This window comes from Clostridium algifaecis, from assembly GCF_017874415.1.
GTDB classification, from domain to species: Bacteria; Bacillota; Clostridia; order Clostridiales; family Clostridiaceae; genus Clostridium_B; species Clostridium_B algifaecis.
The window spans coordinates 17,553-41,394 of sequence record NZ_JAGGLM010000014.1; the positions used below are offsets into that span (position 1 = coordinate 17,553).

At 30.3% G+C, this 23,842-nt stretch carries 24 protein-coding genes; 1 reads left to right on the forward strand and 23 read right to left on the reverse strand.

The window, feature by feature from the left end:
• Positions 1-46 precede the first annotated feature (46 nt).
• The 7 genes from J2Z42_RS10190 to J2Z42_RS10220 all read right to left on the reverse strand — a co-directional run bounded on the left by J2Z42_RS10190 (position 47) and on the right by J2Z42_RS10220 (position 4,982).
• Complete coding sequence (locus J2Z42_RS10190) at positions 47-976, reverse strand: hypothetical protein (RefSeq protein ID WP_209702532.1); 930 nt, start codon at positions 974-976, stop codon at positions 47-49.
• Positions 973-2,337 carry a CpaF/VirB11 family protein gene (locus J2Z42_RS10195; RefSeq protein WP_209702533.1) on the reverse strand — a complete coding sequence of 455 codons (1,365 nt, stop codon included), beginning with the start codon at positions 2,335-2,337 and terminating at the stop codon, positions 973-975. The genes J2Z42_RS10190 and J2Z42_RS10195 overlap by 4 nt, the downstream gene beginning before the upstream one ends.
• The gene (locus J2Z42_RS10200) at positions 2,334-3,161 is read right to left on the reverse strand and encodes an AAA family ATPase (protein WP_209702534.1); all 828 of its coding nucleotides are present in this window, start codon (positions 3,159-3,161) and stop codon (positions 2,334-2,336) included. The genes J2Z42_RS10195 and J2Z42_RS10200 overlap by 4 nt, the downstream gene beginning before the upstream one ends.
• Entirely contained in the window at positions 3,151-3,957 is an 807-nt protein-coding gene (gene cpaB / locus J2Z42_RS10205) for a Flp pilus assembly protein CpaB (protein WP_209702535.1), read from the reverse strand. The genes J2Z42_RS10200 and cpaB overlap by 11 nt, the downstream gene beginning before the upstream one ends.
• Positions 3,958-3,971: 14 nt before the next feature.
• Positions 3,972-4,388 (reverse strand): prepilin peptidase, encoded by a 417-nt coding sequence (locus J2Z42_RS10210; RefSeq protein WP_209702536.1) that lies wholly within the window; start codon positions 4,386-4,388, stop codon positions 3,972-3,974.
• 62 nt (positions 4,389-4,450) lie between these two features.
• Positions 4,451-4,783 (reverse strand): hypothetical protein, encoded by a 333-nt coding sequence (locus J2Z42_RS10215; protein ID WP_209702537.1) that lies wholly within the window; start codon positions 4,781-4,783, stop codon positions 4,451-4,453.
• A complete protein-coding gene (locus J2Z42_RS10220; protein ID WP_055668268.1) occupies positions 4,770-4,982 on the reverse strand; it encodes an aspartyl-phosphate phosphatase Spo0E family protein in 213 nt (70 codons plus the stop codon). The genes J2Z42_RS10215 and J2Z42_RS10220 overlap by 14 nt, the downstream gene beginning before the upstream one ends.
• Positions 4,983-5,114: 132 nt before the next feature.
• On the opposite strand from J2Z42_RS10220, the gene J2Z42_RS10225 reads away from it, so the two are divergent.
• Positions 5,115-5,348 carry a helix-turn-helix domain-containing protein gene (locus tag J2Z42_RS10225; protein ID WP_055668269.1) on the forward strand — a complete coding sequence of 78 codons (234 nt, stop codon included), beginning with the start codon at positions 5,115-5,117 and terminating at the stop codon, positions 5,346-5,348.
• Here the strand turns inward: J2Z42_RS10225 and J2Z42_RS10230 are convergent.
• The 16 genes from J2Z42_RS10230 to J2Z42_RS10305 form a co-directional block, all read right to left on the reverse strand.
• Positions 5,345-5,554, reverse strand: coding sequence for a mercury transporter (locus J2Z42_RS10230; protein ID WP_209702538.1), 210 nt, complete (start codon positions 5,552-5,554; stop codon positions 5,345-5,347). The genes J2Z42_RS10225 and J2Z42_RS10230 overlap by 4 nt on opposite strands.
• Positions 5,554-6,387 carry a conjugal transfer protein TrbL family protein gene (locus J2Z42_RS10235; protein WP_209702539.1) on the reverse strand — a complete coding sequence of 278 codons (834 nt, stop codon included), beginning with the start codon at positions 6,385-6,387 and terminating at the stop codon, positions 5,554-5,556. The genes J2Z42_RS10230 and J2Z42_RS10235 overlap by 1 nt, the downstream gene beginning before the upstream one ends.
• A gap of 64 nt (positions 6,388-6,451) precedes the next feature.
• Positions 6,452-6,682, reverse strand: a complete 231-nt coding sequence (locus J2Z42_RS10240) for a DUF6133 family protein (protein ID WP_099716631.1) — start codon at positions 6,680-6,682, stop codon at positions 6,452-6,454.
• Positions 6,683-6,733: 51 nt separating this feature from the next.
• A complete protein-coding gene (locus tag J2Z42_RS10245; protein ID WP_209702540.1) occupies positions 6,734-6,964 on the reverse strand; it encodes a DUF6133 family protein in 231 nt (76 codons plus the stop codon).
• A 27-nt stretch (positions 6,965-6,991) separates the two neighbouring features.
• Positions 6,992-7,342 carry an Mbov_0395 family pilin-like conjugal transfer protein gene (locus J2Z42_RS10250; RefSeq protein ID WP_209702541.1) on the reverse strand — a complete coding sequence of 117 codons (351 nt, stop codon included), beginning with the start codon at positions 7,340-7,342 and terminating at the stop codon, positions 6,992-6,994.
• Positions 7,332-9,512 carry a VirD4-like conjugal transfer protein, CD1115 family gene (locus tag J2Z42_RS10255; protein WP_209702542.1) on the reverse strand — a complete coding sequence of 727 codons (2,181 nt, stop codon included), beginning with the start codon at positions 9,510-9,512 and terminating at the stop codon, positions 7,332-7,334. Before J2Z42_RS10255 ends, J2Z42_RS10250 begins: the two co-directional genes overlap by 11 nt.
• Before the next feature lie 96 nt (positions 9,513-9,608).
• A complete protein-coding gene (locus J2Z42_RS10260; protein WP_209702543.1) occupies positions 9,609-10,922 on the reverse strand; it encodes a reverse transcriptase/maturase family protein in 1,314 nt (437 codons plus the stop codon).
• A gap of 366 nt (positions 10,923-11,288) precedes the next feature.
• Positions 11,289-12,233: a relaxase/mobilization nuclease domain-containing protein gene (locus J2Z42_RS10265; protein ID WP_209702544.1), complete on the reverse strand. Its 945-nt coding sequence runs from the start codon at positions 12,231-12,233 to the stop codon at positions 11,289-11,291.
• A gap of 118 nt (positions 12,234-12,351) precedes the next feature.
• The gene (locus tag J2Z42_RS10270) at positions 12,352-12,831 is read right to left on the reverse strand and encodes a tetratricopeptide repeat protein (RefSeq protein WP_209702545.1); all 480 of its coding nucleotides are present in this window, start codon (positions 12,829-12,831) and stop codon (positions 12,352-12,354) included.
• A 109-nt stretch (positions 12,832-12,940) separates the two neighbouring features.
• Positions 12,941-13,252, reverse strand: a complete 312-nt coding sequence (locus tag J2Z42_RS10275) for a plasmid mobilization protein (RefSeq protein ID WP_209702546.1) — start codon at positions 13,250-13,252, stop codon at positions 12,941-12,943.
• 155 nt (positions 13,253-13,407) lie between these two features.
• Entirely contained in the window at positions 13,408-14,397 is a 990-nt protein-coding gene (locus tag J2Z42_RS10280; RefSeq protein WP_209702547.1) for a DUF3991 and toprim domain-containing protein, read from the reverse strand.
• A 25-nt stretch (positions 14,398-14,422) separates the two neighbouring features.
• A complete protein-coding gene (locus J2Z42_RS10285) occupies positions 14,423-15,139 on the reverse strand; it encodes a JAB domain-containing protein (protein WP_209702548.1) in 717 nt (238 codons plus the stop codon).
• Positions 15,140-15,370 carry a hypothetical protein gene (locus J2Z42_RS10290; RefSeq protein WP_209702549.1) on the reverse strand — a complete coding sequence of 77 codons (231 nt, stop codon included), beginning with the start codon at positions 15,368-15,370 and terminating at the stop codon, positions 15,140-15,142.
• 28 nt (positions 15,371-15,398) lie between these two features.
• Positions 15,399-21,932, reverse strand: coding sequence for a helicase-like domain-containing protein (locus J2Z42_RS10295; protein WP_209702550.1), 6,534 nt, complete (start codon positions 21,930-21,932; stop codon positions 15,399-15,401).
• The gene (locus J2Z42_RS10300; protein WP_209702551.1) at positions 21,925-22,914 is read right to left on the reverse strand and encodes a ParB/RepB/Spo0J family partition protein; all 990 of its coding nucleotides are present in this window, start codon (positions 22,912-22,914) and stop codon (positions 21,925-21,927) included. The genes J2Z42_RS10295 and J2Z42_RS10300 overlap by 8 nt, the downstream gene beginning before the upstream one ends.
• Entirely contained in the window at positions 22,911-23,696 is a 786-nt protein-coding gene (locus J2Z42_RS10305) for a ParA family protein (RefSeq protein ID WP_209702552.1), read from the reverse strand. The genes J2Z42_RS10300 and J2Z42_RS10305 overlap by 4 nt, the downstream gene beginning before the upstream one ends.
• Between the last annotated feature and the right edge of the window lie 146 nt (positions 23,697-23,842).

Genomic DNA, 23,842 nt, shown 5'->3' on the forward strand with positions numbered 1-23,842 from the left:
ATTTATTAATTATATGTTATCATATACGATAACTTTAGTCAATGTCTTATCTCTTATATTCCACTGGTTTAGTTAATTTTATTACTGCTGCCAATGATACAAATATGACAGTTATGCAAACTGCAAGTATTGCCTTTCCAAAGCTTGTGAACATCAAAGTTTCATACCATTCCTTGTTTAGAAAATACATAAGTGGTATATTTCCTATTAAAAGAATAGTCATTGTTATAAACTCTTTCATAGGTTCATAAAGGAGATAATCCAGCTCTGCTCCTACTATTCTCATATCTGAAAGCTTTGATACTATTGGTGTTAATGTGGTTTTTAAGTTTTTATCCTCTTGGCAAGCTATTACTGCATCCACCCATTCTCTGAATACATTATTATCTATTTTGCTTCTAAGGTTTTCTAATGCTATTTTCATATTAGAATTTATAAGCTTTGTTTGAGTTAAAAAGCCTTTAAAAACATCTGATACTGGTGGATTTAGATAGGTTATATTTTCATCTACTGCGGTTATTATACTTTCACTTCGCATATAGGATGTGGTAATTACTGAAAGAGCTGTTTCAAGTTCAGCATTTAACTGCTTTTTAAAAAAGTTTGCTGTAAATTTTATATACCAAAAGGGTACAAGCGAAAAGCCTATAGAGAGCACTGGAACTAAAAAGAAGTTATTCATAGATACAGCTACAATAACTCCCATTACAAATAAGAAAAATGAAGCTAAACAAAGGGTATAAAACTTTTCTGTTTTTCCTGTTATTCTAAGTATTTCTTTAGTTTCTTCAAGAAGAAGCTTTATTCCTCGTGGCTTTTTCTTATTTGTAGCTTCTTTAACCTTTGTTTTAATTGATTTTTTCTTTCCTTTAAATTTATTTGCTATAGCTTCAAAGAATTCAAAGGGTGACAAGGAAAGTAATACAAAACTCCCTGCAATTATTCCTAAGAAAGCTATTAATTTTAACAAGGTCATTTTTCTTCACCTTCTTCTACTACATTTTTAGAAAGCAAGCTTTCTAGTACACTTAATGGCATTCCATTTTCAAGAAGCCTTTTTTGAAGACTCTTTGATATATCCTTTGCTTTGTCATAGTTACCTATTATTTTAACCTTTCCATCTTTTACCGTATTTTCTTTAATATGATAATGAAAAAGAGTGTGAATTTGCCTTTTACCATTAGGCAGTATTTCACACTCTGTAATTTCCATTACCTTTCTTGAATTATCTTCAAGTTTTTTAGTAAATAAAACTATTGGAAAAGCTTCTGTAACTAAAGAATATAAGGTGTCATCATTTATATCATATTTCATTTTACAAAGGGTCATCATACGAAAATAGGTAGCTTCACAGGAATTTGCATGAGTTGTAGTTATTACTGCATGTCCTGTTCTTGCTGCCTCTTGAGCTGCAAAGGATTCTTCTCCTTTCATTTCCGCTACACATATATAATCAGGGTTAAAAGTTAAAGCACTTTCAAGGAGCTTTTCTTGATCTATATTCTGTTTTTTATCTTCACTATACCTTGTAACTGTATGGACTATATTGTTTATTACCTTTCCTTCTTCATCTGTTTTCACAAGGTCAAACTCTCTTGTTCCATTTTCTATGGTAAATATTCTTTTATCATCTGGAATTGTAGATAAAAGCCAGCTCATTAAGGTAGTTTTACCTGAAGACGTTGCTCCTGTTACACACATACTTATGCCATATCTTAAGCATATACTTAAAAAATCAAGCATTTCTTCTGTAGCTGTGCCATTTTTAATAAAGTTCTCTTTAGCTAATCTTTGAGGATTTACAATACGGATAGAAGCTGAAATTCCTTTATCATCATCTATAACACCAGTACCAAATACAGTTATTCTTATTTTATTTGATAAGTGTCCTCTTACTATGGGCTGAGAGTTATCTAAAATCATTCCCGACTTATGGAGCAGTCTTCTTATTACATCTATAGCATGTTCAGGAGAATTGAATTTCTCTTTTGTAGGCAGAATTTCTCCGTTAGTATAAGTTATTTTAATATCTCTCCACTGATTTATATTGATTTCTTCTACATCTTTTCTAAATAGATACTTTGTTAAGAATGAAAACTCTGCCATCTCTGTATAAAGTTTTTCTACAAGCTCATCAAAACTTAATCCCTCTACCCCTAAGGAATAGTCCATAATATATTTTGAAATATAGGATTTTATTTGCTCCTTCTGCTCATTTGGGTTATCTGAAATAAGATTTGAATATTTATTTGAAATATGTTCCTGTACATCCTGTAGTATGTCTGGGAATTCTTTTAAGTTTTTCCCTGTATTGAAAAACAAAGCTGCATTATTCATGAATTAGTTCCTCCCTTCCCAAAAGCTTTTTTAAATAAGGAAATCTCTTTTATTTTTGATTTAGTTTCTACAGTATTCTCTTTTTCATCTACTAGATAATTACTTAAAGCTCTTATAGTATTTTCATATTCTAAGCTATTCTTATCCTTTAGCTGGTTAAAAAGAGATGCTGATAAAAATTGATTTTCTATTTCTTCTGTATAGGGCAGCTCATATCTTACTCCTCTATACATTTCTATTATCTGATCCTTTGGTTCCTTCTCCTTTACCTTTGATAAAACCCTAATATGCTTATCTACATTAAATCTTCTATCTACAAGCAGTAGCAAATAAGAAGCGAAGTAGGATATTGCCTTTAAATCACTGCTGCAAAGCCTTACTACATTATCTGCCATTTCAAGTGCTACTGCTGATAAGGTATCATAGGCAAAAACACTTGAACAATCTATAATAACATAATCTGCAAGATGCCTTAGAAGTATTAAAAAATCTACTGCTCTTTCCTTTGAATAAGAAGCATAAGTAAATATATTCTCTCCTTGAGAATATCCCAGAAAACTTATATAAGGATTTTTTTCTAAGGTAATGCATTTTGATAAAATATCTTCCTGAGTTATTTCTGGAGCTGATAATATGCTACCTAAAGATTTATTTTCTTCTTTTGCATAGGGTAATATTGTCATAATGCTTGGTGAAAGCACATCACAAAACACCACTATAACATTTTTCTTTTTTGTAGAAAGTTCTTTAGCGAGTTTAATGCTTACAGTAGTTTTTCCTGCATCAGGATTTCCCCAAAGAGCAATTATTTTATTATTGTTCATTTGTACTTGCCCCCTGACTTACTGAGTTATCTGTATTACTCATATTTCCTGTACTACTATCTTTATTATCATTTATAAGCTTCTTTTGCTCATCTAAGAATTTTCGAGAATTTTCCTCTGAACCTCTATATATTAAGGACACATGGATTTTACTTTTTTGCTCAAGATCTGCAAGCAACTTTGCTTGAGTTCTATTTACTAAAAGAGTTATAGTAGATGGTAATTCCTGTTCCTTATCTTTTTCATTTGTTTGTTTTTGATTATAAACCCTATCTGCTCCTTCGCTGGTAGTTACTGCAAGGACTCTTACATATTGAAGCTCTTTCGGTATAACAGTTTCTCTAATCTCACCATAATCTGATGCAATTATAGAAATAATATCTCCTGTTTGAAGTTTTCCTGAAAGCCCTGCAGCAAAGCTTTTTATGCTTATTGATATCGCCTGATTATTACCATCAAGACTATATAGATATTTATTTTCTGCTAAAGGACTATTTGAAATCTTGCTACTTAAAATATAATCTCCTTTACTTAAATCTGCTGTAGCATATTTACCTACAACACTATCTTTATCTATTAATACATTCTTTGGCAGATTATATCCACCTATTTCAACGGTTTCAATCTTATCAGAGCTTATAATTTCTCCCTTAGGAATATCTTTACTTATCCTCACTATTTTGACCTTTGACTGTAATGCATTATTGTATAATGGTGTTATACCAAAGCATATAATAAGAGATAAAACTATAGCTGAAAGTCCTATTACCGTTCTGTTTTTTAATAAATTTTTCATTGAAAAATTCCTCCTCAAAATAATAAATATGTTAAAAAGCACCCTACCGAAAGATAAGGTGCTAATGGAAAGGATATGTTAATATCCTTATTTCTAATTTTGTAATAAATTTTATTTACTGTTATAGCAATGATAAGCCCTAAAAAGCTTCCAACAAGCCCTCCCTTCAATCCAAGAAAAAATCCATTAGCTCCCATAAACTTAACATCACCACCACCTATACCTCCATTTTTTATTAGAGCTGTAGTAAAAAATGGAATAGGTACAAGTAATAGTCCTATTATTGAATTTAAACTGTTTAAATTGATTAATGCTACAATAATTATTACGATATGAACCTTATCTGGAATAGTTTTAGTCTTTATATCCCAAAAACTTGCATAGGCTAAAATTAAGACATACAAGATACCCTTAAGAACAAATATATCCATCCCTAACTTTTCACCTTTCTTTCAGTCAAAATTAAAACACCCTTCATTCAATTAAGTAAATGTTAGGTGCTTATATTCCATTCATCTAAATATTTGTATCTATAAACCTTTTGAGATTTATGAAATCTAACCATGAATTTTATCTGATCCACTACTGAAACATTAGTTTTATCCTTTGTAAGCATCATAACTGAACCTGCAATTGAAGATAAAATAAACACCACACAAAATGCGGTTTTCCTTGTGATTAAATACACTACTATATCAATCAATGCTGCAACAAAGGTTGCTCCCATGGATTTTAAAAGCTCTTCTTTCCCAAAACCTTCAAAAATTTCTGTTCTTGTTTTTAAACCTAGTGGTATATATAAAGTTTCTTTTTCAAGTTGCTCCATTGTAATCCTCCATTTTTATTTCATTTTTACCATTTACCTTATTTGCTTCTATATAATCAATTATAAGTTTGTCCATTTGTCTGCTTAAATCTAATATTTCTTCTGTAAGACTTTCATCATCTATAGATACACATATTTCATTTAAAACAATTCTTAAATTTTCTATTTCATTATTTATATATTCTACACTATTTTTCATACCCTTCACCCCATATTTTCCATAATAATATCATATTGAGATATTATACCATATATTTTATCATTTGTAGACTATAGTCCGTGGACTTCTTGTCGCTTTTTTTTGACAATTATATAGAAAGGGATGATTGTAATGTTTTTAGAAGAAGCTTTAGCTATTGTTTTAAAGGAATATAGAACTGAAAAAAATCTTTCTCAAGAAGAATTAGCAGATAAATGTGATTTAGACAGAACCTATATTAGTCTTTTAGAAAGAGGAAAAAGAAAGCCTACTCTTAGTGTTGTTTTTAATATTTGTGATAGTTTAGAAGTTAATCCTAGTGCATTTATTTCTAAAATAGAAATACTCCTTAAAGATAAAATCTAGTTATAATAGTTCACTATTAATTCTTTAATTTGCCATATACACTCAGCTATTATATAAAAAATCGCTGTGTTTTTTGCTCTTTTCTTATACATAGAGCTTTCTTCCTCAGATGCTCCCATACGAATAAGACAGTAAATTACTCTAAGTACTGCCCCTGCTCTTATTAATACCATAAAAGCATCTGCTATTTCTTTTACTAAATCCATTACTTAAAAGCTCCTTTCGCTATCTGTACAAGTCTTACAGATTGATATATATTCCCCATTAATCCAGAGCCTTGACCACCAGATACGATAATAAATTCTTGAAGGAATCTTGGTGTTTTTATGGCAAGCATTAGGGCTGCTATTCCCCAAAACACATGAGTATTAAGCATTAATGCTACTCCTATCTTTGCAAGCACTATCTGGACCATAACAGCTAAAGTTGATTGAAAAAACTTTTGTATATAGGTCCTAAATACTCCTTTATCTGCATCTAAAATACCTACACAGGCTAAGGGAAGTCCTATCCTTAGTATTAATATTTCCATACCTCTCATTAAAAATTGTAAGTATAAAAGAAAGAAGCATATGAAAAATATCAGTGATATTATGGCTGTAAATAGTCCTGCGCTTGATATTCCTGTTATTACTGCTGAAAAATCTGTTGTCATTCCCTTACTTATTAAATTTATTACCTTATCTGTTAAATCTTCAACTATTTTTGCAAGCCAAAGATATAGTGTAGGAAAACTTACTGCTATTGCCAGGGCTTTAAAAAATCCAGTAAGAAATACTAATGGATCTGCATCTGCATCACCTTCAGTCCAAAGCACATACTGCTCAAAGCCTTTCTTTAGAAATTTAAGCACTATAAGGGATATACCAAAAGCCAAAAATATATTAAACACTTCTGTAAATCCATTTGTACCAATTAGAGTATCCATATATTTTTCTGAATGAAGAGCTATAGGGACAAGATCATTTAAAAGAGAATTTACATATGCAAGGCAGCCACTTAATATCCCTGCAATTAGCATTACAAGTAATGCCTCCAACATCATCACCTCCAAGTTTAAAGGGCTTTGAAGTTTAAACTTGCAAGCCCTTTAAACGGTTTTATTAGCCTTTAAAATTAAACATATCCTTTATTCTTTGAGTTAATGTTGGTAAAACTGTATCTTTAAATAATAGATACAATCCACCAAGTACGAGTGCTCCTATTACTACTGACATTAGGATCTTTACTGCGGTATCAACAAAACCCTCACCACTTTTGCTCTTTAAGGCTTCCTTTACTGAATTCACCTTATTCATCGCTTTTAATTGCATTATTAATACTAAATTTCTCATTAATAAATACCTCCACTTTTTATATTTTCTTTTTACTTTTTTTATAACTTTTTAGCCCTTGAAATTGAACATATCTTTTATTCTTTGAGTTAATGTAGGGAGAACTGTGTCCTTAAATAATAGATATAATCCACCAAGAACTAATGCTCCTATTACTACTGACATTAGAATCTTTACTGCGGTATCAACAAAGCCCTCACCGCTTTTACTCTTTAAAGCTTTTTTTACTGAATTCACCTTACTCATTGCTTTTAATTCCATCATTAATACTAAATTTCTCATTAATAAATACCTCCACTTTTTTAAAAATTATTTGTAATATCCAATTACTAAATTTAATGTAGCTGAAGCTATAACTGCGCCTATGCAAGAAACTATAGCAACTACAATTCTGTTGTTCCACTTCTTCTGATCCATATCATCGGCAGCACTACGTCTTATAAAAAAGTATATTATAAGCACTCCTGCCACTACTGGAGCAAATATCATAAGCCAAGTTGTTATGTCATTTATAAGTTTTTCTGTACCTTTTACAAGTTTGCTATTTTGTACTGTATCATCAGCATAGACTGTATAGCTGCTTATAAATAAAACATATAAAGTTAAAATTACTGCCCATGCCTTTTCTTTTACTTTCTTTAATAAATTTTTAATCTTCATCGCTGTATATTTCTCCTTTCTTTTCGCTTTCTTCATAAAAATATCCTGATTGAATTTTAGAAGCCTGAATACCTTTATCTCTTACTGATTGCTTTATTAATCCCACTTCCTCCTTTGCCGCATAGTAAATCCAAATTCCCCATAAGTCCATGTCTGACATAGTTATGTTTCTTGATTTTCTTCTGTTTTGCCTTAACTCCCTTACTTTTCTGTTATGTTCTTTATCTCCAAGTCCAAACATTTTATTAAACTCCCAAGCTGATAAATCTGGTGAATACATAATTGCAGGGTTATTTCTTGAAGTAATTAAGCTGTAAGGTCTTGATATTAGCCTTATTTCATCTGCTGCAAGTAGTGCTCTATGGGTTAAATTAATACTTTGAGAGCTAGATGGAGTAGAAAATTTTGCCTGGGATGCACTTAAAGAATAAGTAGATACTGTGTAGTTCCCAAGCTTTTTTGATATTTCCTCAAGAGTTTCAATATCGTCTGCCTGAAGATAAATCCAGTTTTCACAATTGCCTTTTATGGTCTTTGCCACCTCCTTTCCATACTTATCATCAAGCTGTGCAAAACTCTGTAGAAATAAATTAAACCTGATTCCCCTGCCACCACCAACGGTTAGCTTATTAGAGAAATCAGGTATTGTAGCAAAATTACCAAATTCATCAAGTAAGAAATTTACTCTGTTTTTTAGTCTTCCACCTCTTTCATCTGCACTTTTTACAAGTTCAATATAATGCTGTGATACAAATAAACTTGCCAAGGTATAGTAAGTTGTTTTTTCATCTGGAAGTATTATAAATATAGCTCTCTTTTTACTGCCTGTTTCCTTAGGATTATAGTCACTTACATTAGTCATGGAATTAATTAAAGGATTAGTAAATAATCTTAGAGTTGTAAGAGCTGCTGTATAAAAACTTCCTCTAGTTTTACTTGGTGCTACTTCTGAAATAGCAAGTAAAGCTTTAGCAGGATGGGAAGGATTTAGCTTTTTAACATATTCTATTATTGGCATAGTATTACCAGTAGCCTTGCACATCTCACTAATAAAGTAGTAAACATTAGTCATATTCTGATATTTTCTGTTATTGCCATCTTTGTTGTCATAAACCACACTCATAATAGCACTTGCAATTATAGAAGCTTCACCATCTGTCCATATTCTCTCACCCTTTGGTTCTCCTACAAGCTGTGAGGTTAAATCCCAGGTTGCATCAATAGCTTTAGCAACATCATTATTATCTACTGCATCAATTATAGGCTGCAAGAAATTATACCTACTGCTCTTTTCAGGATTTTTGAAATCTATGGCTATAACTTCATAACCTAACCTTTCTAAAAAAGGATAGGTATAAGCATACAATTCTCCCTTAGGATCACTTAATATCATACTTTCCCCTGCAAGTGCTATTGTACCTATACTTTCAAGTACTACAGTTCTTGTTTTACCTGAACGAGTAGCTCCAATACAAAGGCTATGAACATCTTCTCCTATAAAATAAACCTTTTCACTTCCCTTATGTTTTTTACAACCTAAAACTATCCCACCCTGCGATAAAAGAGTTTTGGTAAATTCACCTGAACATTTTGAGGTTTCATCTTTGGATTTTCCTTGAATATTTCCTTTTTCTCCTTCCATGGTAAACTGTTCTTTCCTCTCTGAGCATTTTTCTTGCTTCTTTTCCCCTTCATCTTCTCTTTCATTTCTTTCATTCCATCCTTTCTTCATTTCTTTTAAATCATCATATCCTTGTTCTATTAATACCTTTATCCCGTTGTCATTTGTATTTAGAATAAAGCTATTAAAAGCTGAATCCTTCTCTTTTTCTGTAAGCCACTCAGCAGAACCAAACTGCTTTTGCCCTGCTGGTACTGGTGTTGAAATTTTAGGTGTTATTACCCTTAAATCACTCTGATAAGGCTTATTGTTTGCTAGATAGTAGAATACCGAAAATAAAGCTATAAACCCATCAAGACATAAAAAAAGCAGTAAGTGTTTTTTACTTACCGCCATGCTATGGATACAGATTATTAAGTTTGGGATTTTTAGTATTGTCATTTGCTTTGAAAGCAGCTGATGAATAATGCTAGAAAAATAAAGGTTAAATAAAATGCCACTCACTAATATGAGTAAGCTTATTAAAAGTTTTTTCTTTTTGGATTTCATGGAGTGCTCCTTTCTGGATTTAATTTTTGGGATAAAAATAAGACCTACTTTTTGTAGATCTGTATTTTAAAGTGCTTTATTTATCTAATATCTTTATTATTCATTCAATTTTCTATTTATCTTATTCCAATGCCTCTTAACCTGATTGTGTATCTCATTTTTCAAATTATTACTTTGATTAAATATTTCCTCTGATTTTCGAGCATATGTTATAAAGTTGCCATATCCTTTGCCATATTTATAATCTCCTAAATGAGTATACAATTGATATAGTTTTTTCTTTACTGCATTCTCACTTACTTTTCCTTTGTATCTTTTAACTGTTTCAACTTTCTTATATGCTCTACAATAATATTTAAACAAACTTTTTTCTCTAATTTTAACAACCTGTCCATCAAAGCTAAAGCCCAAATAATTAAGTATATTTTTATCTCCCTTTAAATTTATAAGTTTCTTATCTTTATTCGAATTATATATAAATTGCTCTGTTTTATCTAAATTCAAATCTAATCTAGGTACATCTTTAGTAATTTTATCTATTTTATTAATATACTCTATATATTGTTTATTACTAGCTTCATCATTTTTTATAGGAATAACTATAATTAAATCATCGCAATACCTTCTATATAATCCTTTTTTACTTGTTACATAATCATTTATTTGCTTATCAAAATCAATCATATAAACATTTGAATATACAGAACTAATTGAAGATCCTTGTGGTATTCCATAATTTTCCTTATTTTTTATTAAGTGCTCTTTTTTAAATTTTCTAAACTCCTCAGTATTAAAATACTTAAGTTCACTCCTCATTTCTTTACTTGTTTTATCTTTTACTTTTTCAATATCACATAATTCCACATAAGTATATTTTGTTATATTTTTATAAACTGAATAATGGTCTGCTGACAATTTAGAAACTTTTAATACCTGCTTCAATTTTTCTTTAAGATATTCATGATCTAAATTATCAAAAAACCCAGTAAAATCACCAACAAAAACAAATGCATTATTGCACTTATATATAAATTCAAGTGCTTCCTTTGCAAAATGTATATTACATTTTCCTTGAAGATTATCTCTATATGCTGTAGCTACTTTATTAATACCTTTCTCAATAGATATTTTATTATATTCTCTATTCACTAGTTGACCATAATATTGATAAATATACCTATCAATATGCGAAGAATAAAATATGCCTCTTTCCTTTACCTTTTCTTCCCTCTGATTAATATTTTCATTATAAATATATTTATTAAATACAATTTTATAATGTATAAAAGGGTAAAATCCGTGATTTTTTATCCATTCTGGTTTTTTTATCAAATTCTCATATTTCAAATAATCTTTCTTTATATCCAAATGAGTATATCGTTTATTTTTAAAAATAACTTTTTTATTCACATTTTTACCTCCAAAAGAACTTGTTAGCTATATGACCGGTAGATATCTAAAGCTAACAAGTATTTTAGAAAACTGAACCAAACTATATATTAGTTTATTAATACATACTTTGTCCTCTACCATACCTCCATAATACGAATTGGTATATAATGAAATTATTAATAGATTTATAGGTCTATTAACGGGAGGTAGTGATATGCACAAGTTAACACTTATACAGTTCTCACTTATTGTCTTATTCAAATTCTTACTTGACTTTGAATACCAAAATCCCCTATAACAATAATAAAATTACTTTATAGGGCATTTTTATTATATAATATTATGTAATTTTTTTCAACATTTCTACATTTTACAACACATATTTTAATATTCTTTATCCCAATCCAATCCTCTCCCCTTAGCCCCTTCAATAGCTCTTTCCTTCTTTGCTTGTCCTTCTAGTGATGTCAAAGGTAAATGATAATTGTGATTATTACTTTTATCTTTAGAAATCATTTCAATTGCTGTCAATAGCAATTCTATTCTTGCTTCAAGCTGCTTTTTATCAGCCTTTTGTCTATTTAATTCAAAAGCCTTAAGAAGTGCTTCTTTTGTAAATTGTTCTGGAGGATATAGCTTTCTATTTCTGCACTTCTTACCATCAGGAGTTGTAAAAGTTATATATTTTCTTTCATCTATCCAATCAACTTTATATCCAAGCTTATTCATATTTTCTATGAACTCATCCTTGCTTCTGCTACACCATTTACAATGCTTGACTGCCAGATATAGCTCATATTTAAAGCTTTGTTTTTTATCAGTTGCTCTATATTCTCCTCTGTTTTTATGCTTTCCTTTTTCTCCATCAACAACAATAATACTATATTCTCTGCATAACTCATCTGAATATTCCTTAAGACTTTCTAATTGTTCCTTTGATAGCTGCCACTTACATCCTTCTGAAAAACTAACTGAATTTATTATAAAATGAGTATGAAGATGTTCTTTATCTGTATGAGTTGCATATAAAACCTGAAAATCATTAAAAACTTCATGTTCTAAAAGCTTTTTTCCTATTTCATTTATAATTTCCGGTGTAGCTTTATCATTAGGAGAAAAGGATTGAACAAAATGTATAAACTGCCTTCCCTTTTCTTTATTAAAATTCTGTTTAGTTATAACAAACTCTTCATAAACTGTATCTGGTGAGCAATCTTTTCCTCCTGTTAAATGTTCTGCTGTCTTTAACGGATTTTTTATATAATTTATAGCTCTTTTCATACCTTTATAGGTATTATTTGAGCCATTAATAAATTCAATTACAGCCATAGCTTCACCTTACTTTTTCATTCAATTATAATAAACTAGAAAACACCTGCTATTTTAAAATAACAAGTGTTAATCATTAGAGTTTTAATACATATAATATAAAGATTGTTCATCAAGATTACCACACTTCATCCAGCTTATTAGAATAGAATTCTATTGCATTTTTATAAATTTTTATGTTTTCATCTGAAGATGTTTGAGCTAAATTAATTAATAGAATTTCCATTGCTTTAGAATATTCATTTAGATTGTATAAGGTCATTGCATAGAATATTTTCATAGCTTTATCATCTGTAAACTTAGCTAAACCTTTCTCGAAAACTTCTCTTGATTTTTCATACTGTCCTAATGTTCTATACGTACTGCCCAAGCCTAAAAAAGCACCTTGCAAATCATCATCTGATAAACCAATTGCAATAGCTTTTTCATAATAGGGCACTGCCTCTTTTTCTGAACCCATTACATCAAAACTCCAAGCGCACTGATAATTAATTATTGAATTGTCTGGGTATTTATTTGCTAGATTTATTAAAATTTTATTTGACTCTTTTAACTTTCCTTCTTTTCTTAAATCAATTGCCATTTCTAATTCTTTCAAAGCTAACATCCCCTTAATATTGCGTAATATTTTACAACTACGAGTTAACCTCTTTAAATTTCTATACAATTTAATTGTATAGCATGGAAATGTAATTTTCAATATTTTCCTAATTTCTTTGTTTCCTAATTCCTATAAGTTTCTCCCATATCTCCTTCAACATCCTATTCACTGAATTTATATCAGGACAATTTATCTTTCCTTGATGGCAAAGCATAGTTAACTGATTAAGATTTGTACCTACTTTAGAAAGTTGATGAGTAAAATCTTTTATTCCATCAATAACCACAATCTCTTTATTAAGTGCTGAAGCTATAACATAATTACTAAAGGTCATATTAGCTTTCTTTGCTTTCTTTTTTATTTGCTCTACTTCATCTTCTGTCATTCTAATATTAGTTTGAACATTTCTTTTCCTCATTCCTTCCCTTCTTTCTAATTTTTTTAAAAGGGGCTTGGGGATTTCCCCAACTTTTCACAAGCTATTGGCTATACCAATAGGAAGCTTGCCTTCACCTCAAACCAATGGTTTTCGCTCAGTCCTCTGGATATTGAAAAAAGGACTCCTTTACCTTGCTAAATGCTCATATCATTAAACTCATTTGAGTAATCATTACTTACATACATAGCTTCATTTTCACTTATTTTTGTTGCCTTTGACTCCTTAATTAAAGCTATTAAATCTTCATTAAAATCCTTTCCTTTAGGTTTATGCCTTACAATTTCATAGCTATATTTATATTTATTAAAAATTTGATTACATGCAAAATGCCCTGCCTCATCATTATCAAGGCAGAGCATTATTTTATTTATATCAGGATTTTCTTTTAAGTAGTATTCAAGAGCTTTATCCGCAACTCCTCCAAGAGAAATACAGTGATTATCAAAGCTTTGTATATTATGTTTTTTTATCAATGTAAGGTAGCTCATTAAATCTATAGGGGCTTCAAATATACATACTGTATTATTAATTCCTTCCTTACAAAATGGATAGGTTTTATCTGAGTTTTTTACATCACATCTAAAAGAATTACCTATAGTATTAGTACTTCTTATACTTGCATATTTAGGATTGTTTTCTTCATCAAATCCTACAAATACGCAGCTTCCATGTGTATTTTCATATAACTTATGTTCTTTAACAAAATCTCTTACAATTTCACTATCAATGCCCCTTGAATTAATAAGATATGCAAAGATATGTTTAAATGTAGTATTTTTTTCTGGAAGAATAAATTCTCCTTTTATTTCTTCTTCAATAACTTCTGGAGGTTTATATGGTAGAATTTCATCTGTTTTTCCTATTAGAGTTTTTACTGCATCTACCCAAGACTTATTCTCCATTTCCATTACAAACTGAATAGCTCCACCACCTTTATTCTGAGAAAACCAATTCCATTTATGACCATCACTATGAATATATAACCCTCCATAGCCATCTATTTTAAAGGAACGAGAAGTAACTTGCTTTACTGGATATCCTGCACTTAAGGCATAGCTTATTATATTTACACTATCAGCTTTAGATATTTCTTCATCAGTAAATCTTAGTTTTTCCATTGCCATGGACTATTCCCTCCTATAAATAAAATTAAAGCTCCAATTCCTCACCTATTTCAGAATTGAAGCTTTGATTTTCTTCTAATATATTTTTATTTTCTATTTTTATTGGTTCATAGTTAGCTAATTCATCTATAACTTGTGGCATATAGCCTTTCTCAGCCATTGAACAAAAATTCACTCCTGCAACTATTATATGATCATGGATTTTAATATCTAAGGGATGAAATATATTTACAAGCTTTTGTGTTAATGCTTTATCCTCATTGGATGGGGAATTAGAACCTCCTGGATGATTATGTGCTAATATCATTGCCTTGCAGTCACAAGCTAGAGCTTCTTTTAACAGGTCTCTTGGATAAATTACTGCTTGAGCTATATTACCTTCTGACATTATTTTTGTCTGAATTATATTGTTTCCATTATCTAAAAATGCCACCATAAATTTTTCTTTATCCTTTATACCACTTAATAATGGAATAAAGTAATCTGCTGCTTCTTTGGGAGATGAAAACTTAATTTTATTTTCACTTTCATGTACTTTAAGTAAGTTGTAAGAAGCTATAAACTCATTAAGCAGTCCTATTTTTTGAAGCTGCTTTTCATTGGGTTCTATAATATTCGGATGCTCTAATATATTAAAAGGATTATTTTCTTTTGCATATTCTTGAATTTTCTTTATAGGAATACCTGTCAAGCTGGTTAAGCCTTTTAGAAAGTTATTAGTATAGGGCATGTTCTTATCCATTTACACCGCACCTCCCATATTTTCAATAATCATCCCTAAGCTTTCTAATTTTTCATAAGTATCATAGGGAAGTTCCATTTTATCATAGTCTCTTAGAAAATTATCTACTCCATAGTTTTCAATATAGCTTGTTATTTTTTCTTCGGTGTCTATATCAAGTTCTAAAAGTTGTGCTATTAAAGAACTTATATATTTATAGTTATCTCTGTTTATTCCTTTATTTCTATTCACTTACCTCACCCCATCTTTTTAAAATTTTTTACATTGCCATTTCATCATATTCTTGTTCTTTAAACTCTTTATTTTCCTCACATTCCTTATTTAATGCATCTTCATCTACTATAACTTCATTGTCTTTTTTATTAAGATCTAGTAATGAGTTTAACTCAAATTGTCTTGATAGCTTTTCTTTTAAAGCTTCTTCATAAGGAAATGTTTTTTCATATTCTATCTTTGACTGTTCTAAGTTTCTTTTATATTCCTCAATCTTTGTTTCTATATTCTCCATTTTGCTTTCAAGGTTATTTAGCAAATTTTCAATTCTTAACATATTTCCATGAATACTATCTCCAAGGTCTAGGGTGTATTTTAAATTACCATGAATTAAGAGTTCATACTTTTCATAGAATAGATTTTTTCTAAGTTTTAATTCAAAACCTTTATAACTTCCTACATGAAGCTCCTCACCTTTTGGTATTTTCTCATAAAGGCTTTGAAGCATTGTTCCTGCTTTTTCTCTTTCATCGAATAATTTACCATTTATAATTATTGAAAAATCCTTACCATCCTCCATATTTCTTTTATCAATATCCTTAATAACACATTCAAGCTGGCTGTTAGCTTCACTAATGAGTTTTGGAAATTTGAAAGTGAAATTATCCTGCATGGTATACTTTTGACTATCATAGGCAGCTTTTAAAACTCTTAGTCTTGCTACTTCATTATCAACATCCATCTTTTCTTTTATTAATGGATTCCCTGTAGCTAAAGCTTTAACTTCTGCATAGGACAGTACTGTTTCATCTACATCTTCACAGTTTCTTGCAACAGATTTAGAGGTCATTATCTGAGATATAAACTTTTGTTTTTGCTCTACAATCTGCCAAAGGTATGAATCAAAGGTATCTTTAGTAACATACCTATAAATATTTACTTCAGGATTAATATTCCCTTGCCTTAAAATTCTTCCTTCACGCTGCTCTATATCACTTGGTCTATAAGGGCAATCTAAATGATGAAGTGCAATTAGTCTGTCTTGAATATTAGTTCCTGTTCCCATTTTAGGAGTACTTCCTATAATTATTCTTTTATTTCCGGACCTCATATCAGAAAATATTTCTTCACGTTGTATTTCATTTTTAGCATCGTGTATAAAGCATATTTCATTTTCAGGAATTCCTTTATTTATTAGTTCTGCTTTAATTGAATCATAAACAGAAAAACGCCCATCTGAGTTAGGCGTTCCAACATCACAAAATACTATTTGAGTTCCTTTTATACTATCTGATTTTTTATATTCCTCATAAATATTTTCAATACACCTATTAACCTTTGAGTCTGGCTCATTTATTGCTTCCTTATTTATAAGCCTTGGATCAGTTCCTAAAAGTCTTGCTTCATTAGTTATCTTAAGCATATTATCTACAGAAGGATCAACCATGCCATTTCTAATTTTTTCAGCTCTTTCAACATAGTTTTCCATTTCATGTTTTATAAACTCACTTGGCTCTGTAGATACTAAAATATATTTATCGTTTTTAAGTTTTGGCACTGGAAGCTTTAACATATCTGAGGTTTGAACATCTGCTATATTTTTAAATAAGGTCATTAGTTCTGGAAGGTTTGTAAACTTTGAAAACCTGCTTCTAAACCTATAGCCTGTACCTTCTGGAGCAAGTTCTAATGAAGAAACCACTTCACCAAAGCTAGCTGCCCAAGCATCAAAATGCTGGATACCTCGCCTTTCAAGTTCATGATTTTGAAGATACCTTTGCATTACATACATTTCTGTCATAGAATTTGAAATAGGAGTTCCTGTAGCAAATATTACTCCTCTGCCTTCATTTATCTCATGAATATATTGGCATTTCATAAGCATGTCACTAGCTTTTTTAGCTCTTGTATTTGATATTCCTGCCACATTTCTCATTTTAGAAAATACTGCACAGTTTTTATAATAATGAGCTTCATCTACAAACATAGTGTCAATACCAAGCTCTTCAAAGTTTATAACATCATCCTTTCTTGATTCATCAAGAAGCCTTTTAAGTTCACTCTCTAAACTCTTTTTAAATTTCTCCATCTGTTTAATAGACCAGTTTTCTCCTCGCTCTCTTTTGGTAGTTTCTATGGCATAGGTCATTTGCTCAATCTGGTAATTTAACATTCTTTCTTGTCTTTCCTTTGAAATTGGTATTTTTTCAAATTGCGTATGCCCTATAATTATTGCATCATAAGCCCCAGTAGCAATTCTGCTTACAAATCTTCTTCTATTTTGCTTTTGAAAGTCTTTCTTTGTAGTAACTAAAATATTAGCTGATGGATATAATCTTAAAAACTCTGCTCCCATCTGCTCTGTTAAATGATTAGGAACTACAAAAATGCTTTTCTTAGAAAGTCCTAATCTTTTCAGTTCCATACCGCTTGCTATCATTTCAAAGCTCTTCCCCGCACCAACACAATGAGCAAGAAGTGTACTGCCACCATATAAAATTCTAGCTATAGCATTTACTTGATGCTGTCTAAGTTTAATATCTGGATTCATTCCTGGGAAAGTTAAATGGCTCCCAACATATTCTCTAAGCCTTATGTTATTAAAGTTTTCATTATAAAAATCAACATACTTCTTTCTTCTGTCAGGATCTCTAAATATCCAGTTCTTAAATTCCTCTTTAAGCTGATTTTGCTTTTCTCTAGCCAGCATAGTTTCCTTTTGATTAAGTACATATCTTACACTATCTCCTTCTTCTATTCTGTCTTTTACTGTAACTGTTCTAAGGTTTAAAGTTTCTTCAATAATGTAGTAGGCATTAAGCCTTTTAGTTCCAAAGGTTTCTGTTGCTGCCACGGAATAGCCATCTATACCTTTGTTTTCAATAACCCAAGATGCATTGAAATTATTATAATGAACTTTTATTTCATTGCTGCTATAACGAGAAGCTGAGTTTTGAGCATACTTTGGAGTTCCTAAGGTTTCATAAATAAATTTTTCTATATCTCCTTCTTCAATCCATGTTGTTCCAAGCCTTATGTCAATTTCACTAGCCTCTAAATTTACTGGCTGAACTTTTTCTAAGGCTTCTACATTTTGTGTGAAAAGCTCTGGATTAGTTTCAGCATAAAGCTTTGCTAATTTTAATTTCTGCCTTACATTACCGCTTAAATATTCATCTTGCGTTTCCCAGCCTTGAAGTAAATCATCTTTATTATATTTTTCAGGATTTAAGAATACTAAACCTTTAAGTTCATTTATAATATTCTCTCTTGTGCTATCATAAATTTCTAGCATTAGAGGCAAATCTACTGTTCCTTTTTCATTTAAACTTACTGTAAGGGCTTCAATGGCAGTATCAACTTCTGTTATCTTCTCAAGAGGGCGTATAGTTTGTTTAGTGAACATATCCGCTTTAGTAACATTTTTGTTTTCATCTACTACCTCAAGAGAACATAATAGGGGATAATCATTGTCATCTCTAAAAGCCGTATTATTGGTTCTTGCTGTTATATATCCATGATTTTTAACAAAGGTATCATACCTTTTATTCAATATTTCCTGCTTTTCTTTTAATTCTTCTTGGGTGCAGCCGTTTGTTTGAATATCTATTATTTCTCTAGTGATTTCTCTTATAGCATGGAGACCTTTTATCCTTTCTAAAGTCTTTCCTGTAGCTTCAATCTTTCTCATTACAGCATTTTCTCTATAATAAAGCTGGTTATCTATAAAGGTGTAAGTGTAGTTTCTAACATTAGGATCAGCAGGAATAAAATCTTCCGCAGCAGCTTCTTCTCTTTCAAAACTTACTATATTAGCATTTAGATTTTGAACTGCTCTATCTAAAGCTTCACTTAAATCAAAATTCTCATCATCATTAACTAAGGCTGTATATTTACTACCTTCACCAAACATTCTCTGATCAAAAACCATTTTTCCAAGAAGCATTTCTGGATTATCAAGGAAGTATTCATTTATAGGCACTCCATCTTCTGTTTTTGATACATGAAGCCAATTTTCTTCTGTAACTTGTACCCTTTCTCTCTTTTGAAGAAATATAATATCCGCAGTAACATCTGTATTGGCATTTGATTTAAAGGCAGTATTAGGAAGTCTTATTGCTCCAATTAATTCTGCTCTTTCAGCAATGTACTTTCTTACACTGTTGTTTTCTTTATCCATAGTTCCTTTAGAAGTTATAAAAGCTATAATTCCACCTGGTCTTACTTTATCTAAAGTCTTAGCAAAAAAGTAATCGTGTATTAAAAAATTATATTTATCATATTTAGGATCATGAAGTTTATAATCTCCAAAGGGAACATTACCTATAGCAACATCAAAGAAATTATCTGGATAGTTATTTTCTTCAAAGCCTTGTATTTTAATATTCGCCTTTTGATAGAGCTGCTTTGCTATTCTTCCTGAAATATCATCAAGTTCTACTCCATATAACTTAGAATCTTTCATGCTGTCTGGAAGCATAGAAAAGAAATTTCCAACTCCCATGGAAGGTTCTAATATATTACCTGTTTTGAATCCAAAGTTCTCAAGTGCTTTATATATTCCTTCAATCACTGTAGGTGAAGTATAATGAGCATTAGGTGTAGAAGCTCTTGCAGATGCATATTCTTCAGGAGAAAGTAGTGCTTTTAATTCTGTATATTCACTATTCCATCCTGTACTATTAATATCAAAAGCTTGAGCCATACCTCCCCATCCTACATATTTAGCAAGTATTTTCTGTTCCTCTGGTGTTGCCAATCCATTTTCTTCTTCAATAACCTTTAAAGTTTTAATAGCTTCTATATTGTTTCTAAATTTAGTTTTAAGTCCTCCAACTCCAATTTCATCATCTGGACTATAGCTGTAGTTTATTTTCTCAGCTTTTTCTTTAGTTTCAGATTTTCTATGTACTTCATTGTTATTTAACCACCCTAAAATATTAGTTTCATAATTTTCTATGGTTTTATTTTTATAATCTTCCCATGTTGAATTTTTATTTGTAGTTATATCTTCTTTATTTACCTCAGTTGATGCTTCTGAATTGATTAAAGAGTTTATTCTATTTACAGCATTATTAATCTCAAATTCATTATAAGTAATATCTTTTATTATTTTATCAATTACATTTTGAATTTTTTCTAACTTGCTTTCTATATTTACTTCTTCTAATGCTACTTGACTTGTAATAAAGTTTGATATATTTTGTAAAGTCTTTGAGTAAAGGTTCTTTTCTAATGGTTCTTCAAACTCTACACTTCTATAATAATCAGCATTTAGTGCATTTAGCTTATAAATAACCTGCTCATAGATTTTATCTTGAATATCGCCTTTATTACTAATATCTTCATTTTTATCATTTTTAGTATCTTCTATATTATTAGCTTCCTTATGCTTATTTTCAGACATTAAAAAAGAGCCACTTTTTTGTGACTCAAAAATATCTATTTGCTTTATCTCATTTTGTATACTATTTCGTGAAGAACTATCTCCTCTGCTGTTTCCTTTATTCTCTTCCTGTGCTTGAAGCTTTCCATTGTATTCTCTGCATTCATTATTGGCTCTGTCTTCAACATTTGCTCCATTAATACTTCCAGCCTCTGATATGCTTCCTCGTTCACCTGATGCATTTTCTCCATTAGCTCCCCTTGTGCTAGAAGTAAGCTGTATCTGCTCTGATGATTGTTCTTTAGATAATTTAATGCCATCTGACCGTACTTCCCTAAAGGTTTCTGATCTACTTCCTTGTTCCTGGATATTTTTATCTCTGGATAAAATATTCCGTCTATCTCCTTGTAACTTAAGTTTAAGTTCTCTTTCATAATTTTTTTCGCTCCTTTGCTCTTTTATTATTTTTACTATTTCACTTTCAAATTCTCTAAGAATTTGCTGAGATATATTGCATACAGAATTTCCAAGTCTAAAAGTTAATGGCAGCGTATTAAAATGATTTATTACTCTAAAGCTATTTTCATTGTAAAAGTTTGAAGCTGCTATTCCACATCTTTTTGCCACCATATAATTTATACTTTCAAGAACAGTTTGAGTAAAACAACTTATAAAACCTTCTTCTGGTAAACCTTCAAGCCACGTTTCTTTAATATCCTGTTCATAACCTTCTAAAATATTATCAAAGCTTTCATTAACCTTGATATCTGTAAGCTGTAATATCAATTCTTCAATAGAACTACAATTTAACTCATATTTTTCATTTATATTTTCTAAAAGTTTTTCACTAATAGCATCACTTAACTTCCATAGCTTAGGAATGGTATGATGTTCTCCATTAGTGTCTTTAATATCAAATAAATATGTTAATTTAAGAGTTGGCATTGAAGTATCAAAAACTGCTATGCTTCTTGTTCCTCTGTTTACATATCTTCCTATTTTTTTATTCCAAATTTCCATAGTAGCAACCATGGTAGCATCAGGTCTTTGAGCATAAATCAAAACTGCATTATCAAAGTTATACTTATAAATTTTTGCTGCAAAATCTAAGAACTCTTTCCATTCCTTTTTATTGCTTGTAACTATTCCTGTTATTTTTTCGTAGATTTCTCTTACCTCTGTTAATCTACTCATCAAGTACCTCCTTCCCCTGTGTTTCAAAATATAGTTTTAAAGCCTTATCAATAATATCTTCAATCTCTGGCTGTTTAACTTCTGGTGCAAAATATTTGCTTATCAATTTTGGCTTCAATTTTATAGCAGTAGGTTTATTTGATTTTGTTTTCTTGTTAAGTTCTCCTGAAAGAATTGAATAAGCTGTTTCTTCATTTAATTTACCTTTCTCTGAGTAATCCCTAAGTACTTCGGCTTTTTTCATGTCTAATTTAAAATTGTTGGAGTTTAGAATTTCGTTTATAATTTGCTGCTCTTCTTTTTTTATAAATGATATTGTTACTGCTGTCATAAATGCAATTTCATCAGCATCAAGTCTATTCATTAAATCACTATCTAATTCTCCAAGCCTAACATATCTGGCTATCATATTTCTTGAAAGATTATAACTTTGAGCTAATTTTTCATCTGTTCTTAACTTTGTCTCAACTTGGCACAAAGTTGCTTCATCTTTGATATTATAAGGGTTTGCAAGCTTTTCAATTTCATCTAAAAGGTCATTTCTTTTTCCTTGCTGCTTCATGGCTTTATATCTTTGTGATATTGCAGCTGTTCTCTCTGAATACCTTAAATCTGCAAAAGAACGTTGAATTAAATTAGTTTCAGTAACAATTAAAGTAGCTTCATCTTCAGTAAGTCCTTCCTTAATAACCGCTGGTACTTTAAGTATTCCTGCAAGTTTTGCAGCATTTACTCTATTGTGACCAGATAGGATCTGATAGCTTGTACCTATAGGTCTTATAACTATAGGTACAATAACTCCAAACTCCTTAATACTTTCTACCATATCATTTAATCTTTCACCTTCATACAGCTTAAAGGGGTGATTACTAAAAGGCACAAGTTTTTCTATTTCAATCTCTGCTATTCCTGAATTAGTTTCTTTTTCAGATGAGATATCTCCAAACATATCATCTAAGCTCATTAACTTTCTCTCACTCATATTGCAGCCACCTCCTTAGCAAATTCTCTATATGCAATGGATACTTTATTTTTAGAATCATATTCTATGGTACTCTTACTTTTCATATTGGCTTCTCCAACCTTAACAGAAGTTGGAATTTTATTTTCAAATATGTTGATTTTACTACCATAAGCATCCTGAATAATTGCTAATACCTCTTTTGAAAGCTTCATTCTTTCTGCATACATTGTTAAAAGTATTCCATCAACCTCAATCTTAGGATTTATTCTCTTTTTAACTCTTATAATATTCCTAAGAAGTAGCTCCAAGCCTTTAGCTGAAAGATATTGAGGAGTAACAGGAATAATAACACTATCACAAGCTGCAAGAGCATTAATTGTTAGCATTCCAAGTGATGGAGAACAATCAATAATAACGTAGTCATAATCAGTTTTTACTTCGTCAACTATAGATTTTAAAACCAATTCTCTGCTCATAACATTAACAAGGGCTATTTCGATTGCTGATAGCTCTAAGCTACATGGAATAATATCAATATTTCCTGCCGAAATAATATATTCTTCCTTTTTAGGTAAGCTTTTTTCTTCAATAGCTAGAGACATCAAGTTATATATTGTCGTTTTTATACTGTCCGTATTATCATAACCAAAGCATACTGTTAAACTGCTCTGCGGATCGAAGTCTATAAGCAATACCTTCTTTCCCATTTCTGCTAATGCATATCCTAAGTTTAAAGTTGTTACGGTTTTGGCTACACCTCCTTTTTGATTCACTATTGAAATCACCTTATTACTAATCATAAGATTTGCCTCCTCATTATTTTTGTACACTTTTAAGTTTCTTTATAAACTTAATTATATCTTATGTCTATATTTTTGTAAACTGAATAGTTTCTATAAATCCAACAAAGTTGCTATTGTAAATTTTTTAGTGTATATTGATATAT

Coding starts and splice junctions, on each gene's coding strand:
- J2Z42_RS10225 (WP_055668269.1), top strand. CDS start 5,115: ATGTTTTTAGAAGAAGCTTTAGCTATTGTTTTAAAGGAATATAGAACT.
- J2Z42_RS10265 (WP_209702544.1), bottom strand. CDS start 12,233: ATGGCTGTAATTGAATTTATTAATGGCTCAAATAATACCTATAAAGGT.
- J2Z42_RS10300 (WP_209702551.1), bottom strand. CDS start 22,914: ATGAGTGAGAGAAAGTTAATGAGCTTAGATGATATGTTTGGAGATATC.
- J2Z42_RS10305 (WP_209702552.1), bottom strand. CDS start 23,696: ATGATTAGTAATAAGGTGATTTCAATAGTGAATCAAAAAGGAGGTGTA.
- J2Z42_RS10250 (WP_209702541.1), bottom strand. CDS start 7,342: ATGAAGATTAAAAATTTATTAAAGAAAGTAAAAGAAAAGGCATGGGCA.
- J2Z42_RS10230 (WP_209702538.1), bottom strand. CDS start 5,554: ATGGATTTAGTAAAAGAAATAGCAGATGCTTTTATGGTATTAATAAGA.
- J2Z42_RS10190 (WP_209702532.1), bottom strand. CDS start 976: ATGACCTTGTTAAAATTAATAGCTTTCTTAGGAATAATTGCAGGGAGT.
- J2Z42_RS10255 (WP_209702542.1), bottom strand. CDS start 9,512: ATGAAATCCAAAAAGAAAAAACTTTTAATAAGCTTACTCATATTAGTG.
- J2Z42_RS10220 (WP_055668268.1), bottom strand. CDS start 4,982: ATGAAAAATAGTGTAGAATATATAAATAATGAAATAGAAAATTTAAGA.
- J2Z42_RS10245 (WP_209702540.1), bottom strand. CDS start 6,964: ATGAGAAATTTAGTATTAATGATGGAATTAAAAGCAATGAGTAAGGTG.
- J2Z42_RS10275 (WP_209702546.1), bottom strand. CDS start 13,252: ATGAGGAAAAGAAATGTTCAAACTAATATTAGAATGACAGAAGATGAA.
- cpaB (WP_209702535.1), bottom strand. CDS start 3,957: ATGAAAAATTTATTAAAAAACAGAACGGTAATAGGACTTTCAGCTATA.
- J2Z42_RS10295 (WP_209702550.1), bottom strand. CDS start 21,932: ATGAGTAGATTAACAGAGGTAAGAGAAATCTACGAAAAAATAACAGGA.
- J2Z42_RS10210 (WP_209702536.1), bottom strand. CDS start 4,388: ATGGATATATTTGTTCTTAAGGGTATCTTGTATGTCTTAATTTTAGCC.
- J2Z42_RS10240 (WP_099716631.1), bottom strand. CDS start 6,682: ATGAGAAATTTAGTATTAATAATGCAATTAAAAGCGATGAATAAGGTG.
- J2Z42_RS10200 (WP_209702534.1), bottom strand. CDS start 3,161: ATGAACAATAATAAAATAATTGCTCTTTGGGGAAATCCTGATGCAGGA.
- J2Z42_RS10285 (WP_209702548.1), bottom strand. CDS start 15,139: ATGGATAAGAACATGCCCTATACTAATAACTTTCTAAAAGGCTTAACC.
- J2Z42_RS10215 (WP_209702537.1), bottom strand. CDS start 4,783: ATGGAGCAACTTGAAAAAGAAACTTTATATATACCACTAGGTTTAAAA.
- J2Z42_RS10195 (WP_209702533.1), bottom strand. CDS start 2,337: ATGAATAATGCAGCTTTGTTTTTCAATACAGGGAAAAACTTAAAAGAA.
- J2Z42_RS10280 (WP_209702547.1), bottom strand. CDS start 14,397: ATGGCAATGGAAAAACTAAGATTTACTGATGAAGAAATATCTAAAGCT.